At 29.6% G+C, this 15,340-nt stretch carries 14 protein-coding genes and 1 pseudogene; 9 read left to right on the top strand and 6 right to left on the bottom strand.

The annotated features are described in order from the left end of the window. Positions 1-154: 154 nt before the first annotated feature. The gene (locus Q1A01_RS09585) at positions 155-1,369 is read left to right on the top strand and encodes a lanthionine synthetase C family protein (RefSeq protein ID WP_299679528.1); all 1,215 of its coding nucleotides are present in this window, start codon (positions 155-157) and stop codon (positions 1,367-1,369) included. A gap of 421 nt (positions 1,370-1,790) precedes the next feature. On the opposite strand, the gene Q1A01_RS09580 is transcribed toward Q1A01_RS09585, so the two are convergent. From Q1A01_RS09580 to Q1A01_RS09555, 6 genes and pseudogenes are all read right to left on the bottom strand, one after another. Further along, a complete protein-coding gene (locus Q1A01_RS09580) occupies positions 1,791-2,492 on the bottom strand; it encodes a helix-turn-helix domain-containing protein (RefSeq protein ID WP_299679525.1) in 702 nt (233 codons plus the stop codon). Between the two features lie 675 nt (positions 2,493-3,167). Further along, positions 3,168-3,908, bottom strand: coding sequence for a hypothetical protein (locus tag Q1A01_RS09575; protein WP_299679522.1), 741 nt, complete (start codon positions 3,906-3,908; stop codon positions 3,168-3,170). A gap of 706 nt (positions 3,909-4,614) precedes the next feature. Beyond that, entirely contained in the window at positions 4,615-4,773 is a 159-nt protein-coding gene (locus Q1A01_RS09570) for a hypothetical protein (RefSeq protein ID WP_299679519.1), read from the bottom strand. 80 nt (positions 4,774-4,853) lie between these two features. Next, positions 4,854-6,033: pseudogene (locus Q1A01_RS09565) on the bottom strand (IS3 family transposase). Positions 6,034-6,209: 176 nt separating this feature from the next. Further along, positions 6,210-6,365 carry a hypothetical protein gene (locus tag Q1A01_RS09560; RefSeq protein WP_299679516.1) on the bottom strand — a complete coding sequence of 52 codons (156 nt, stop codon included), beginning with the start codon at positions 6,363-6,365 and terminating at the stop codon, positions 6,210-6,212. A gap of 98 nt (positions 6,366-6,463) precedes the next feature. Further along, a complete protein-coding gene (locus tag Q1A01_RS09555) occupies positions 6,464-8,194 on the bottom strand; it encodes a helix-turn-helix domain-containing protein (protein ID WP_299679513.1) in 1,731 nt (576 codons plus the stop codon). A gap of 235 nt (positions 8,195-8,429) precedes the next feature. Here Q1A01_RS09555 and Q1A01_RS09550 point away from each other — a divergent pair, with 235 nt between their 5' ends. The 8 genes from Q1A01_RS09550 to Q1A01_RS09515 all read left to right on the top strand — a co-directional run bounded on the left by Q1A01_RS09550 (position 8,430) and on the right by Q1A01_RS09515 (position 15,322). Then, complete coding sequence (locus Q1A01_RS09550; RefSeq protein ID WP_299679510.1) at positions 8,430-8,627, top strand: class I lanthipeptide; 198 nt, start codon at positions 8,430-8,432, stop codon at positions 8,625-8,627. 15 nt (positions 8,628-8,642) lie between these two features. Next, positions 8,643-8,795: a hypothetical protein gene (locus tag Q1A01_RS09545; RefSeq protein ID WP_299679507.1), complete on the top strand. Its 153-nt coding sequence runs from the start codon at positions 8,643-8,645 to the stop codon at positions 8,793-8,795. Positions 8,796-8,976: 181 nt separating this feature from the next. Further along, complete coding sequence (locus Q1A01_RS09540) at positions 8,977-9,219, top strand: hypothetical protein (RefSeq protein ID WP_299679504.1); 243 nt, start codon at positions 8,977-8,979, stop codon at positions 9,217-9,219. 233 nt (positions 9,220-9,452) lie between these two features. Then, positions 9,453-11,108, top strand: coding sequence for a helix-turn-helix domain-containing protein (locus Q1A01_RS09535; RefSeq protein WP_299679501.1), 1,656 nt, complete (start codon positions 9,453-9,455; stop codon positions 11,106-11,108). Positions 11,109-11,253: 145 nt separating this feature from the next. Continuing rightward, entirely contained in the window at positions 11,254-11,424 is a 171-nt protein-coding gene (locus Q1A01_RS09530) for a hypothetical protein (RefSeq protein WP_299679498.1), read from the top strand. A gap of 204 nt (positions 11,425-11,628) precedes the next feature. Next, positions 11,629-11,775 (top strand): hypothetical protein, encoded by a 147-nt coding sequence (locus Q1A01_RS09525; protein WP_299679495.1) that lies wholly within the window; start codon positions 11,629-11,631, stop codon positions 11,773-11,775. 435 nt (positions 11,776-12,210) lie between these two features. Then, complete coding sequence (locus Q1A01_RS09520; RefSeq protein ID WP_299679492.1) at positions 12,211-14,442, top strand: lantibiotic dehydratase family protein; 2,232 nt, start codon at positions 12,211-12,213, stop codon at positions 14,440-14,442. After that, positions 14,435-15,322, top strand: a complete 888-nt coding sequence (locus Q1A01_RS09515; RefSeq protein ID WP_299679489.1) for a thiopeptide-type bacteriocin biosynthesis protein — start codon at positions 14,435-14,437, stop codon at positions 15,320-15,322. The genes Q1A01_RS09520 and Q1A01_RS09515 overlap by 8 nt, the downstream gene beginning before the upstream one ends. Positions 15,323-15,340: the final 18 nt, after the last annotated feature.

Genomic DNA, 15,340 nt, shown 5'->3' with positions numbered 1-15,340 from the left:
GCGTTTGACAATTCCTGTGTTTACTGATGTTTTCATTACACTAAAGTTTTAGTGTATCGATATTTCAGGACGAGACAATAATTATATTTTAAAAGCTATCTTATATTTTAAGATGGCTTTTTTATGTGTATATTTCATTAAAAATTATAAAGCCATGCGAGAGCAAAAGTTAAAGGATAAATTAGAAGCAATAAATAAAGAACTTATTACTAATGGAAAGCTAGACACTCCTGATATAGGAGTATTATCTGGAAGCTCTGGACTTGCATTGTATCATTTTTATTATAATGCTTATAACCCTAATGAGATAAGTGAAGATGCAGGTAGTGAAATCATAGCTTCTATTGTAGGAAGTATTAATGAAGGGTATAATTTTCATACGTTTTGTGGCGGAATTGCAGGAGCTGCATGGACAATAGAACTCCTTAATGAGTTAGAATTTATAGAAGTAGACACAGATGCTCTCCTAGGTGTGTTAGATGATTATTTACATCATATTATGAATCTTGACGAACAAGAAAATTTTTATGACTTTTTGCATGGGCTTATCGGAATAGGATACTATTTCCTAAAAAGGTTTGAAAATACAAGTTCTGAAGAACTCAAGAAACGATATGAAAAAATGTTGTTAGAGATGATTTCTAAACTTGATAAAACAGCAAAAAGTAGCGATAATGGAGTGTATTGGGAATCATTTTTAATACGAGATGAAGGGTTAAGAGGATGTAATTTAAGTCTCTCCCATGGATTGTCAAGTATTATAAACTTTTTATCAAGACTTTCAGATCATGCTGTATTTTCAGAATATACATTGCCACTTCTTCATAAAGCACTAAGTCATATGATGAGTTATAAAAAACCAGTAGCAGATGCGTCTTTTTTTCCAGATTGGATCACAAATGATGATGAAAAAAGTCAAAGCAATAGGCTAGCATGGTGCTATGGAGATTTGGGAGTAGCGGTTTCATTGTGGAAAGCAGGAAACGTATTGCAAGATGAAGATATAAAACAAACTTCAATACAACTCTTAGAGCATGCTGCTACACGTCGAGATATAAAAGAGGCTCGTATTGTAGATGGAGGGTTGTGTCATGGTGCTTTTGGTGTCATGCATATCTTTAACTATATGTACAAAGAAACTTCTGTTGAAGTATTTAAAGAAGCAACAGACTATTGGATGGACTATGGACTTACTATAGACCATCATAAAGACGGATCTGCTGGATATATGAAATGGAGAGGTGGAGATACTCCTACTTACGAAAAGGAAAATAGTCTTTTAGAAGGAATTGCAGGAATAGGACTTGCGATATTATCATACCTCAATCCAGAAAAAACAGAGTGGGACCAGTGCTTAATGATTGGGTGATTTAGTATACGCTTTCGCGAAAGCGTATAAAGATATAAAACGAAAAAGAGTGAATCTATATGGTCATAAATTCACTCTTTTCATTTTTATACGTTCTAATTTTTAATTTGTATTACAACCTTTACTTATTATAATAGCAGATGTTTGTAGACATCCAGGAGGATTTAGGGGATTATTTGAATCAAGGTTTCCACCTTTAATTTTATTTTAATTATTTGTAGAGATAACACAAATTTCAGGGTGTTATTATCCATGACTTCAAAATGCTACTGCCTGTAAAATAGGTGCAAATGGGAGTTTTGAGATTAAAAAAACCTTCATTAGTGTACTCCGAGTTAGGGGCTGTCTCAAGGGGAATACAATGATTAAAGTATTATGATTATTTCTTGTTTTTTATTATTGTGGTTTTGTTGAGATTGTTTTAAGTAGTTAACTTTTCTAAGTTTTTTATGAAAAAAGAAGGTTTTGTTCCTGTTTCTTTATAAAATGCCTTAGAAAAGGACTCTGTATTATTAAACCCAAACTCAGCAGCAATTGCTTTTAAGGTATATTTCCTGTAAACAGTATTGTTTTCTAAAGCATCTATAGAATACTTTATTCTAAGTGTATTGATATATTGAGAAAATGACATTTCTTTATAGTGATTTACTGCTTTGGATAAATAATTAGGGTTGGTTCCTATCGATTTGGCTAAACTAGCAATCGATATTTTTGAGTTAAGAAATTCTTTGTTTTTTTCAAATTTTTCTAGACCACATAATATATCTGTTATTACATTTTTTGGAATATTCAGCTTAGCTTTAACTGGAGATTTTTTAACAATAATATTTTTTAAGGATTGGAATGGGACATGTTGTTTTTTCATTAACTCCTTAAAACGCTTTTTGTAGAGTATTCGTTTTGAATTAATGTAAATTAAAATGATAAGTATACTTATACTGATGATGAGTAAAGTATAAATAAGCATTTCCATCTTTTTATTTTTGATACTAATCGAATCTATTGTGTTTTTTTCTTCTTCAGTAAGAATAGAAATATCAGAATTTGCAGTTGTTTTTTTAAATAAGCTGAAGACAGATTTATTTTCTACATGGTTAATGGTATTAATTATTTTTTTATGCATAATCATATTGGACATGAAAAAAAATAGGATATAAATAAAAACATGAGTGTATGAGTTCATAATAGTATGAATAATTCTAATTGTCCTTAAAGTGAATTTTAAACTACAGCAGGTTTTGTTGTTATCTGTGAGTTCCGATCAACTTTTACCGTAGCAATATATCAGTGTGTACATTGATACTCTGTTAAATGTCAGATCTTTAGTTTGCTATGTGATTGATAGTTCTATCAGTGTCGTATTTGTAAAATAGAGGTTATATATCCCAATTTTTAAAAAGATTTACAAGAAGTAATAATAATCCAGTAAAAAATATAAAAGTAAGAATTGATGCTATTAGTGAAGAATACTTACTTGTAGAAGTATTATTCTTTACATACATGAAAATATTTAAAAACAATAATAAGATTAAAGTCAATATGCCTAATTTAAAAGTAGATGTCAGTACTTCATTTTGAATGAAGAAAAAGTACACATACAATAAAACTAGTGGAATAAATCTTGAGTATTTTAATATACTTTCCATTCTTGAAATTATTTATTATTAAATCAAATTCTAGATAAGAAACACGATCTATTAAATAGAAAATAAAGGTTTTCTAATCTTAGAAAACCTTTATTTATAACCGACTTAAATCAAAGTTGTATTTATGATTTATTAGTAAGTTTTATTGTTTTCTAACATAGACATGTTGCAGAGATTAGAATTGGAATAGCTGGATGTGTGTGATATGCTATCCAGCATGCTATGCAATCATCAACAAATTCATCATATTCTCTGTCTTCACATTGACTAGGTGTTTCATTTCCTTCTTGTTGACACCATCCATCACTTGTTATAGTCTCTTCTGCACCCCCAGGATTAATAATATCTCCGTTACCTGGACCGTCTATTGTATCTCCGTCGCCAGGACCGTCAAGAACTGCTCCATCAGGACCGTCAATACTAGGATTTCCAAATCTTTGAGAGTTTTGTTTAATAGAGGCATAATCTACGGTCTTATCAGAATAAATATCTAATGTTGAATTAATAAAATTACCTTGAATAACTCTATACTCATCTTTTTGATTTGAGTTTTGAGCTAGGTATATTCTTTTATTAGAATCTCCAAATACATATTCAGTTACTGAATAATCACCATTCAGTTGTAATCTATTATTATTATTATTTTCTAATTTGTTAACCTCTGTAATTCCAAAATGATTACTCAACATTCTTGAAATATCTTGATCTGTAATATTTTTAGCTTCATTCTGTAATTCATCTTCTGTATAAGATTTACCATTAAACTCAACAGTATACTCTTGTGATTGATTGATATCCTCATTTTCATCTTCACTACAAGAAGCTAGAAATAAAAGAGAAACAAATAAGAACATTAGAACTTTATTAAATGGGTAATTAATTGATTTTTTCATTGTATTTAATTATTTAATTGATTTTTGCGTACTCTTTTCGATTTTCGGCATTTAACTCGTTTGTTCTTTTAAAAATGTAATTGACTAGTCGTTTCAATTGAACGGTTCAAAAGTTGTTTTTTTTTGACTCAGTAACAAGAGAAGATGCTCGAAATTCGAGAATATAAAGTCGAAATTCGCGAAATTTAATACATATTAGATGTTGAAAATCAAATATTTATATTTTTATATCTAATGTGGTTAGAATTCAAAACGTAATAGAATGATTATCTGAAAATTGTTTTGTGAAACTAACATTTTGTTGTCAAAACGATGTGCTGAAGAAATAGCATATCAAGTGTTTTTTGAATAATGACCCATGCGTAAGTGTTTTTTAGTAACAAAAGTATCATCAGTTTCACAATTCTATGTTACTTTCATTTATTGTTGAAATCATGTTTCAAATTTTTATCTAAAAGCGGATTCTATGTTTTTGTACGAGTTTATAAGTATAGGACCTCGCTATTTTTATCCTATTTCAATCCTGAAAAAATAGATTGGAATCAATGTTTAATAATAGAGTGATTTTATATAAATATTCGCAAAAGTGTAAAATAGTAGATACAATAAAGTCTTTCTGAATTCAGAAAGACTTTATTAATTAATGTAACAAATTATATATAAGATTTGTTTTTATAAATCTTGAAAAATTATCTAAGGTTAATAATCAATCTGTTGGGCAATCTAAAACAGTAGGGCATTCAAAAAAAGTCCCGGCTGTAAGTGTTTTTTTAGTAGGAAGATTACCACCTCCATTTATAGTTTCCATGTTGTTCAACCTTGAGATAGTTAATTTTTTAAGTGCTAATTTTTTTGAATTTTTCATAGTAATTTAAATTTAATTGTTTTAAAATTAAAACATTAACAATGGATATGCAACAAAATTTTAGACTTTAAGTTGAATGACTATGCTGCCTGATTGTTGTTATACATATTTAATTCAAATTCATTAATAGTTTTATACCGTAAATAGGAGTGTCTTCTTCTCTTGTTATACCAAGTTTCTATCCATTGGAATACGGATAATTCTGCTTCAGATCTTTTGGAGTATTTGTGTTTATATATCCAATCTACTTTTAAAGATTTAAAGAATGATTCAGCTACTGCATTATCCCAACAATTCCCTTTTCTGCTCATCGATTGTTTTATCAGTCCATTGTATTTTTTATCAGATTAGTAAAACTACTACTAGCATACTGTACACCTCTGTCAGAATGAAATATAAGTGGTTTAGTAAGGGCTATTTTGCGTATTGCCATATTCCAAGCTTTGTTTACAGTGTCTTGAGTAGTCAAATTATCACTAATAGACCATCCCATTACTTTTCTATTAAATAGATCAATAATTACTGTTAAGTAACTCCAACCTTGTTCTGTTTGAATATAAGTAATATCAGATACCCAAACTTGATGTATTCTTTCTACATCAAAATTCTGTTGTAATAAATTAGGTGCAATAGGATATTTATGATTGCTATCTGTAGTTATTTTAAAACTACGTTTTCTCCTTGCATACATGGAAAGTGCTTTCATAATACGAGCAACTCTAGGTCTGGATACTTTATATCCTAAAACATTTAATTCCTCTTTTATCCTAGGTGATCCATAACTGCCAAAACTATCCTTGAATATAGTTCTGATCTTATCTACTAATCTTTGATTCTCTAACCAACGACTACAAGACCCTGTGTTTAACCAATGATAATAACTACTTTTACTAATACCTAATATAGCACACATCTTCTCAACGGGAAATCGCATTTTATGATGCTTTATAAATCTATATTTTCCCTGTCGCTCCTGGAGAAGATGCTCACCGCCTTTTTTAAGATATCACATTCTAGCTTTGAATCTTTTAATTCACGTTTGAGTCTAGCTATTTCTTTTTGTTCATCAGTCATTTTGGGAGTCCCTCTGCCTAGAAAACTGTTATTACCATAATCTTTTAATTCCTTACGCCAGCGATAGATGATCGAAGGAGATATATCTAATTCTTGTCCAACTAATTTTACATCTGCTTTCAAATAACTTAACTCTACTGCTTTCTGTTTAAACTCTAACGTGAAATGACGTGATTTTTGTCTCATAATTCTCTAAGTTAAAATCAAGCAGGATAGTAACTCAACTTAACGTCCAATCTAAGATAGCAAGTCCATAAATCAAAAAAGCTGAACAATGATATCATTGTTCAGCTTTAATTAATAAATTTAATCCGTTAATAATCTGTATCGATTAGTTAGGACTAGACATAAATTTATTAAAATTAACAATCGTGATTGGACTGTTGGCATAACCTAGGAGGCTGTGATTCTGGAAGACATAGCCCTAATGTAAACCCACCTCCGTATACTTTAGAAATATCATTGATTTTTGAGATTTTTAACCTTTTAAGCTCTAGTTTTTTTTCTTGTTTTTTCATGAAATTATTTATTATTAATTGATGTTCCAAATCTATTATTTTAAACGAGTTTTCAAATGAAATTGCGACACGATTTACCTTAAATTCGCAAATTTCGACTAAATATTTTCTCTTTTTTTAATATTTCTTATAAAATATGAAGGTTTAAGCCCAGTTTTCTTTTTAAAAGCCGTTGCAAAAGATTCGGCAGTATTAAATCCTGCTTCCTCACTAATACTTTTAATAGTATAACGTTGTAAAATGGTATTGGTTTTTAATTCTTCAAGGATATACTCTATTCTTAAATCATTTATATAATGAATAAACTTTTTTTCTTTATAAAAGTTAATTACTTTAGATAGATATCGTGTATTTGTAGAAAATGATTTTGCTAAAGAATTAATCGTAATATCTCTTTTTGTAAATAAGTTGTTTTTTTCAAAGTGTTCTAATTGCTTTAAAATTTTTGACACTAATTTTTCATCAATATTTAATTCTTCAGGCTTTTTATTTTCTTCTGTAGTATGTGTAGATATCTTTTTATTGATTGGAATAGGGTTTGCTACCAATTCATTAAATCGTTTTTTATATATTTTATGTTTTCTGTATTGAAAAACGAATAAAAAGGCTAATACAAAAATTGATAACACAAGGAGGATAGATCTATTGCTAAGTATTGAATTTGTATCTTTTAATTCTTCGATAATAATTTCCCTATCTTTTATCAATTGAGGAATGTCAAATTCCGAGTGAAGTATGTCAGTAGTATTTATTTTTCGAGCATTAACAATGCTGTCAAAATAAACAATCTTATCAATCATTTGCAATTGGGAATGTAATTCACCTTGATTCTTGTGTTTTTTTAAGAAATACTCATATACTTGTCTTGTTTCTGGAATAATACTATTTGTTGCAGTTAGTAAGGAATCTACAGTGTGGAAATATTTTTCTGTTACTATCTCATCTTTGGTTAGTATTGAATTTATTTTCCCTAAATAAAATTTAGATAGTATATAGTATTTTTGATTAATAGTATTTAGTTCCATTTTGAAAGAACCATCGATGATTAATTTTTTTGCTTTTGTATACTTATTTTGATTAAATAAATTAATTCCTTCATTAACATGTAGCATGTTTTTATACATGTGATAATATGTGTCATTAAAAGGCTCGTCTATAATTTGATTATAATAATAAGTTGAAGAATCATATTTTTTTAAATAGCGAAATGATTCTGCTATATTAAATTTAGCAATCATTATAGAGGCAGAATCTTTACGTACTCTTGAATTCTTGTATGCTAAATTTTGTTTATACAGATCAAGTGCATCATTATATTTGCCAATTTCATTTTTAATTTCAGCAATATTATTCAAGGCTACATGCTTAGTTTTTTGAGAATTGTATTTTTCTGAAAGTTCTAATTCTTTTAAATATAAGTTTATGGCATTTTTATATAAATATTGATTATGATAAATAATCCCAGCTGTATTGTATACCGTTATTAGTTCAATATTCTGTTTGTCATTAATTTCAGATATAGCTGTTTCTATAAGTTGTATTTTTTTCTTTTTTTCTTTTTGAAAATAAGCTAAGTAAGCCAAAGCTTGTATTCTTTTAATAGAATCATTTGCTAATGTAGCTCTAGTTAATAATGAGGAATAGTAAATTCTTATTTTAGTTGTGTCTTGATAATATTTTTCTGCCTGTTTTATAAAATAATCATCACTTTTATTTACTAATGAATCTGGAATAGTATATAGATTCTCATTTTGGGAATATATAGTGCTAGATGTACATGTAATATAAAAGACTATAAAAATGTAAAATCGTTTTAGAATGATTTTCATATACGTATTAATGTATAATTAGCAGTTTTTTTGAAAAATACTCATTTTATAATAAAGTATATAATATTTTATTTTGTTATTGCTGGAATGTGTTGATTTTTAAGTGCTTAAATTTCGCGAATTTCGACTTCATATTCATGAATATCGATAAGCTTTCCTTGCTGTTTCTCCATAAATAGTAAATATTTGGAGTGATCAATTAGTATAATAATTTCTCATTTTAAAAAATATCAACATGAAAAAAACAAAATTCACAACCCTAAGCATTTCAAAAACTACAATTGCGTCTTTAAACGTTAAAAATTTAGAAAATATTATAGGAGGGAATCACCCTACATCAAGTGTATGTGATCAACCAGATACATATACAATTATAAGTAATCAAACGGGGCCTAGTATGAGTGATGTTTTGGAAACTATACTGAATTGCTAATCCTAAAAAACAAGAATGAAAAAACAACAAAAATCTATTGATTTAAAAAAGATGACCATCTCAAAGATCCAAACTGATGACCTTACGTCAATTCATGGAGGTAATATGAATCCATCATTAGAACCTGTAAAGGATTATCTAATAACATGGTTAGTAGCTTGTAATTAATAATTGAGTTTATTGATTATTAATTGATGAAGTCCATTTTCTCCGAAAGGTAGAAAGTGGGCTTTTTCAAAAAGATAGTTACGTTTTCCAAAATGATAAGGGTATTTGTTACTGTTTTCTGACATAAAACTTGAGTGTCATTAAATAATTCAAGAATTGTATAAATGATAAAAAGTAAGTTATGTTAAACGATATTTTAAATGTAAAAGGAATCAAAATCTTAAATAAAAGAGAACAAAAATTAATTGCTGGAGGTGGACAAGATTGTAATATAACAGTAGATGGCCAGCTTATGGGTGTTTTAATTACAATGGCAAGCGGGGAAGGTGCGTCTGCCGAAGCAAATGAATATTGTGTAGATATTGTTATTAATTCATCTGCCAGTAGTTGTGGATATGATTGCAATTATGACGGAATAGGATAATAGTTTAGACCCTTTAAGAGCCATCTATTTATTATAGATGGTTTTTTTATACGCTTTCGCGAAAGCGTATATAGTTTATTCATACATAAATAGATGTTAATTATAATAATTTAACTAAGTAGTTAGTTGTAAGAATAGTTACATTTGAAAACATATTCTTATTCAATACATTAATGACTTTTATTTCAAAGAAAAACACCTCCCAGTATATACTAATTACAATATTTTTTTTCATGTGCTTCGTAAATTATCTCCATGCACAAGAGCCAATTCATCAAATACCTGAGGATTTATTAAAAATCTCAACAAAAGAATTTGTTCAACGACTAAAAGATTCTAAAAAAGGAGAAGCCTCTTTATTTGAAAAAGTTGTTGTGAAACGCGCAAAAGATCCTACAGGAGTAGAGTATCAAGAGTTAGGACGGCGTTTTTCTAAAGAAGAAAATTATGGAAAAGCACATCAATATTTAGATTTAGCACTAGATCTAGGAAAAGAGAATAACGATCAAAGAAGAATTTGTGTTATCTCTATTCTTAAAGCAAAATCATATATGCTTGATGGTAAAAATGAACAAGCCGTCAATTTTTATGCCGCAGCAATAGATATAGCAGAGAAACATTCGTATGTAAAATTAAAAAATATAGCAACCTCTAGTTATATAAGCCTGCTATCACAGATGGATGATCAATTAGGAAAAGCACTTGAAATGTCTGATGTGTTATTAGCGTCACTAGAAGAATCTTCAGATCGGAATACTAAAAATTACGTGCAAATGCTCACCACGATTAATGATGTTTTTTTAGGAGCAGAACAATATCATAAAGTCTTACAATATGCCGATAGAGGAATTGAGGTCGCAGAATCTATAAACTATACAAAAGGACTTACAGATTTGTATATCAAAAAAGGGATAGCCCATTATTATGAAGGAGATAAAGATGTCTCTCAAACTTTTTTAAGTAAAGCAAAAAATCTAATTGAACAGCATACATTAGAAAATGATTTTCATCAAATTGTGAGGGTCTACTATTTTTTAGCAAAACATAAGTATGATAAAGGATTGTATGTAGAGGCGATTCAGTATTTAGATAAGACAATAAATGCTATAAATGAAGAAGATACCAATAAGTTACCTATTATCCAGTCATACTATTTACTTATGGAATGTCACAGAGAAATGGGAGAAGATAAAATAGCGTGGTCATACCATGAAATTTATATGAAGCTTAATGAAGCATACAAAAAAAGTGAAGTTATAACCAGAAATAGGGTTTTTGAAAAAGAAGAAGATGCAGCAAATGAACGTATCGCTATAGAGAAAAGAAATAAAAGATATGCCCAATTAGGACTGTTTGCTGTTCTCTCTTTACTATTAATAGTTGGTTCTGTTTTTTGGCTAAAACAGAAAAAAAATAAAAAACTATTTAATGATTTAATCAGTCAGATAGACCAGCTTGAATCAAAACAACAACAAGAAAAACAAAAGACTAAGAAAATAGCAGCAGAGATTGCTATTGATGATGATAAAGTAGCTACTATTCTAAAAGGGCTTTCTAAATTGGAAAAACAAGAATACTTCTTAAGACCAGATTGTAATCTTAGAACGATAGCTAAAAAAACAAAAACCAATGCCACGTATTTGTCCAAAATAATAAATATTCATAAGGGTAAAAACTTTAACGGATATATAAATGATTTAAGAATAGAATATGCATTGACAAAATTAAAAAATGATAAAAGATTTCGATCTTTTTCTATAGCATCTGTCGCTTTAGAAGTAGGATATAAAAGTGATAAATCATTTGTAAAGCACTTTAAATCTAAAACAGGGATTAATCCATCGTATTATATTAAAAATATCGAAACCCTAAAGAATACTGGAGCTTAAGAGGTAAAAGCCTTGCCGTATTTTAGACAAAATACGGATATTTCATTGTGAAGAAAACATTGCTTAAGGTATATTTCTAATTCAATTTTATAGGGGGATTCTGAAAAACCTTAAAAGAGTAGGAGTAGATAAAATAATTAGTATAATGAAAAAAGAGTTTAAAACACTAAGCCTTAAAAGACTTACAATAGCTAGGATTAACACGAATGAATTAATGAAAATACAAGGAGGTAGTAGTGACCCTACGGATCCAGATCATAATGCAGATCCAGAATTATCTAGAGAAATGGGCTGTACGTATTCAATCTTTCAGTAATAGAATTGTCGAGAGTGAGAAGCGCTGTAAATCAGCGCTTTTTTTATGCGGTATTTTGTCTAAAATACCGATAGGTCCCTTTTTTTGCCATCTTCACTAGGCTACTTTAGTGTCAAAATCAAAACATTGTTAACAGCCGATTTTGACAAGGGGAAACCGAAAACCTTTTACTAGAGTAGGTATTTTAAGTAACAAAATATAATTATGAAAAATTCATTAAAAGGGTTAACATTAAACAAAGAAGTAATTAGCAATTTAGAATTAGATAAAATAAAAGGTGGAGGTACACACTGTTGTACTACACAAGATGCTTTTAATAGTTGTCCTCCTCCAGGAAGAGAATGTTTTTAATAAACACGTGTAACAAAATTACAAAGCCATCTATATACAAGGTGGCTTTGTTCTAATACCTTACCCTTAAAATGATTTTAGGAGTCAAGATTTTACCTAGGGTGCACTATTTTTTATTTGTTTACTATCAATTCGTTATAAAATAAAAAGGAAAACTTTATCATAAATTACTTAAAAAATCGCTGCAAAGTATTTATTTATGGTTGTAATTTTAAAAAGTTTTCTCAGTACATTTTTGTAAGTGTAACTTCATTGATTTTTTTGAAAAAAATAGAATTAAAGTATGCATAGCATCAAAAATGAAATACATGCATGCGAATACTAAATTTGTACAGTATAATTAGTAAAACAATTAGCTTAGATGAATATATTCTAGTATATTGGTTGTTAACTTTTTGAAAATAAAATTAACTTAAAATAATAGCGCATTATAGAATGCAATACACCAATTTTTCCAAATACGTTTTAAGAACACCTTTACTTCCTCTCAATTTTTTTCTTGAGCTTACAAAAGATACTATCTTAACCCAAGATGATCTTAAAAAGATTTGCCAAGAAAGTCATATAAAAGAAGCTCTTTTTTTAGCCTCTCCGTCTTTATATACTGCCTTTGAAAAATGGCTAGATGGTCAAGTAAATGCTGTTGATAGTGAGCGTATGACATACTCCATACTTAAATATTTAAGTAGGATGTCATCTAGATGTACACCTTTCGGACTGTTTGCAGGTACTGCAGTAGGCGCTTTTGGAGAAAGCACTGATATTGTTCTAAAGAAATCCGTAGCAAATAAAAGGCATACACGATTAGATATGAATTATCTAGTGGCTTTGTCTCAAGATATAGTAAAGGACGAAAGTATAAGAAAACAACTCCGTTTTTATCCTAATACAAGTATCTATAAGGCAGGCGCACAATTACGTTATGTAGAGTATCACTATGAAAATAGTAGGAGAATGCACCATATTGTTGGCGTGCAGGATTCTGAGTACTTGCAAAAAGTACTAGATGCCGCTAGTGCAGGAGCTACATTGGAGACATTAGCACAATGCCTAGTAGATGATGAGATTACACTAGAAGTAGCTTCAGGATTTATAGAAGAGTTAGTAGGAAGTCAGTTGTTAGTGAGTGAATTAGAGCCTTCTGTGTCTGGACCAGAATTTACAGATCAAATTATTCCAATATTAAAAAAACTAAAGGGTACCTCACAACTAGTAGAAAAACTAGAGGATACACAACAAAAAATTAAAAAATTAGATGCAAAAATAGGAAATCCTTCTACAGATTATATTGCTATAAGTGAATCCTTAGAAACACTTCAAACTGGATTTGAACTGAAATATTTATTTCAAACAGATATGTCTTTGCATCCTCAAAAGAATGTTCTGAACAAACAATTAATCTATAAAATAAGGCGTGCTATGCGTCTGCTCAATAAAATATCACAAGCGCCTAGTGAAACCTTATTATCACAGTTTAGAAAAGCATTTTATGAACGATATGAAGATAGAGAAGTGCCTTTGTCTCAAGCATTAGATGTAGAGTTAGGTGTTGGATTTCTTCAAAATAAAGACTCTGGAGATGTAAGCGCATTAGTAGATGATATTATGCTTCCAGGGAGATCTTCAAAAATTACAACTAAAGAAGTAAAATGGAATACAATACATTCTATTTTGCATGAAAAGCTATTAAGTTGTCTTCGCAAAAATGAACAAGTGGTTACGTTGCAAGATGCCGATTTTGATAAATTTGAAGAAAAATGGACCGACCTGCCAGATACGATATCTGCTATGGTAGAGGTCATTACGATAGCGGGAGAAGAGCATATTATAATGTCTAATGCAGGAGGTTCTAGTGCCGCAAATTTATTAGGAAGATTTTGTCATAGCGATCCAGAGATTCATAACTATGTGAAAGAAATCATAGCGGTAGAAGAGCGCTGTAATCCAAATAAAATTCTAGCAGAAATTGTGCACCTTCCAGAATCAAGAGTAGGAAACATTCTAATGAGACCTGCTCTAAGAGATTATGAAATTCCATATTTAGCAAAGTCTGTACTAAATACAGATGCACAATTACCTATTGATGATTTGATGATTTCTGTAAAAAGAGATCACGTTATTTTACGCTCAAAAAAATATAATAAAGAAGTAATCCCGCACTTAAGTAATGCTCATAATTATTCTAGCGGAGCACTTCCTATTTATCAATTTTTAGCAAATATGCAAAGCCAAAATAAACGCGGGGGTGTTGGTTTTTATTGGGGACCTTTTGAGGGGGATTTTCCTTTTTTACCTAGAGTGGTATATAAAGGAGTTGTTCTAGCATCCAAAACATGGAATATCTTAAAGTCTGACATAGAAGAACTTCAAAATTCTTTAAAAAATATGGGTAATTTTCAAGACAATTTAGAACTATTCATTAAAGAAAAACAATTGCCTCAATATGTACTTCTCAAAGACAATGATAATGAGTTATTAATCAATTTAAAAAATGTAACAAGTGTACAGATGTTGTTGTCAACAGTAAAAAAACGACCTCGATTTATACTCAAAGAATTTTTACATAATGAGCAAAGTATAGCTTCAGGAACAGATGCATCATATACAAATCAAGTGATCATCTCTTTTTACAACGAAACCCTTTTAAAACAACAGTCAGATGCCTAATACACAACGTACATTTATACCAGGAGATTCGTGGGTGTATTATAAGATATACACAGGAACTAAGACCTCTGACATTGTTCTCACAGAAGCTATTAAGCCTATAACCGAAGAGCTTTTCAAAAAAGGATGTATAGATCAATGGTTTTTTATACGATATGCAGATCCGAAACACCATATTAGAGTACGTTTTCATTATAAAGATACAGATGCAATTGGGACGATTATGAAAACGGTATATGCTCGATTACACGCTTTCGCGAAAGCAGATTTAATATGGAAAATTCAAATCGATACTTATAATCGAGAAATCGAACGATATGGAGAAGCACATATCGAAATAGCGGAACAATTATTTTCGTATGAAAGTGATATGATTGTTAATTTTCTAGACTTGGTAGATGGAGAAGAGGGAGAAGAATTGCGATGGCTTTTTGCCATTAGAGCATTAGATAACATGTTGTCAGATTTTGACTATTCGGACGATCAGAAACTTGCGTTTATGGAACGATTAAAAACAGGTTTTGGGATGGAGTTTGGAATGAACAAATTTTTAAAGAAACAATTAGATGAAAAATTTCGAGCAAAACGCGAAAAAATAACTTTCTTTATAGATTTTAAAGTAGAAGATAAACCTGAATACGAACCTCTTTTAGAATTGTTGGCCTATAAAAGTGAGCAAAGTAAATCTACAATTGAAACACTTAAAAAAGTAGCAAGTGCTGAAGAGATAAATGGGTATTTAGGTAGTTATGCTCATATGCTTATGAATAGGATGTTTAGATCCAAAAACAGACTACACGAAATGGTTGTATATGATCTTTTATATAGACACCATAAAGTAGCTTGGGGAATTAGGACATTTAAGAATAAAAAGAAGTAATAGCAGTAAAAAAATAGA

The sequence above is a fragment of the uncultured Dokdonia sp. genome, assembly GCF_947492815.1.
In the GTDB taxonomy this organism is placed as follows: Bacteria; Bacteroidota; Bacteroidia; order Flavobacteriales; family Flavobacteriaceae; genus Dokdonia.
The sequence above is the reverse complement of the archived record's forward strand: the minus strand, read 5'-3'. Positions and strand labels throughout refer to the sequence as shown.

Excerpts from the sequence above, each read along its gene's own strand:
- Q1A01_RS09520 (WP_299679492.1), top strand. The coding sequence starts at position 12,211 with ATGCAATACACCAATTTTTCCAAATACGTTTTAAGAACACCTTTACTT.
- Q1A01_RS09540 (WP_299679504.1), top strand. The coding sequence starts at position 8,977 with ATGTTAAACGATATTTTAAATGTAAAAGGAATCAAAATCTTAAATAAA.
- Q1A01_RS09525 (WP_299679495.1), top strand. The coding sequence starts at position 11,629 with ATGAAAAATTCATTAAAAGGGTTAACATTAAACAAAGAAGTAATTAGC.
- Q1A01_RS09530 (WP_299679498.1), top strand. The coding sequence starts at position 11,254 with ATGAAAAAAGAGTTTAAAACACTAAGCCTTAAAAGACTTACAATAGCT.
- Q1A01_RS09570 (WP_299679519.1), bottom strand. The coding sequence starts at position 4,773 with ATGAAAAATTCAAAAAAATTAGCACTTAAAAAATTAACTATCTCAAGG.
- Q1A01_RS09535 (WP_299679501.1), top strand. The coding sequence starts at position 9,453 with ATGTGCTTCGTAAATTATCTCCATGCACAAGAGCCAATTCATCAAATA.
- Q1A01_RS09515 (WP_299679489.1), top strand. The coding sequence starts at position 14,435 with ATGCCTAATACACAACGTACATTTATACCAGGAGATTCGTGGGTGTAT.
- Q1A01_RS09550 (WP_299679510.1), top strand. The coding sequence starts at position 8,430 with ATGAAAAAAACAAAATTCACAACCCTAAGCATTTCAAAAACTACAATT.
- Q1A01_RS09580 (WP_299679525.1), bottom strand. The coding sequence starts at position 2,492 with ATGCATAAAAAAATAATTAATACCATTAACCATGTAGAAAATAAATCT.
- Q1A01_RS09575 (WP_299679522.1), bottom strand. The coding sequence starts at position 3,908 with ATGAAAAAATCAATTAATTACCCATTTAATAAAGTTCTAATGTTCTTA.
- Q1A01_RS09585 (WP_299679528.1), top strand. The coding sequence starts at position 155 with ATGCGAGAGCAAAAGTTAAAGGATAAATTAGAAGCAATAAATAAAGAA.
- Q1A01_RS09545 (WP_299679507.1), top strand. The coding sequence starts at position 8,643 with ATGAAAAAACAACAAAAATCTATTGATTTAAAAAAGATGACCATCTCA.
- Q1A01_RS09560 (WP_299679516.1), bottom strand. The coding sequence starts at position 6,365 with ATGAAAAAACAAGAAAAAAAACTAGAGCTTAAAAGGTTAAAAATCTCA.
- Q1A01_RS09555 (WP_299679513.1), bottom strand. The coding sequence starts at position 8,194 with ATGAAAATCATTCTAAAACGATTTTACATTTTTATAGTCTTTTATATT.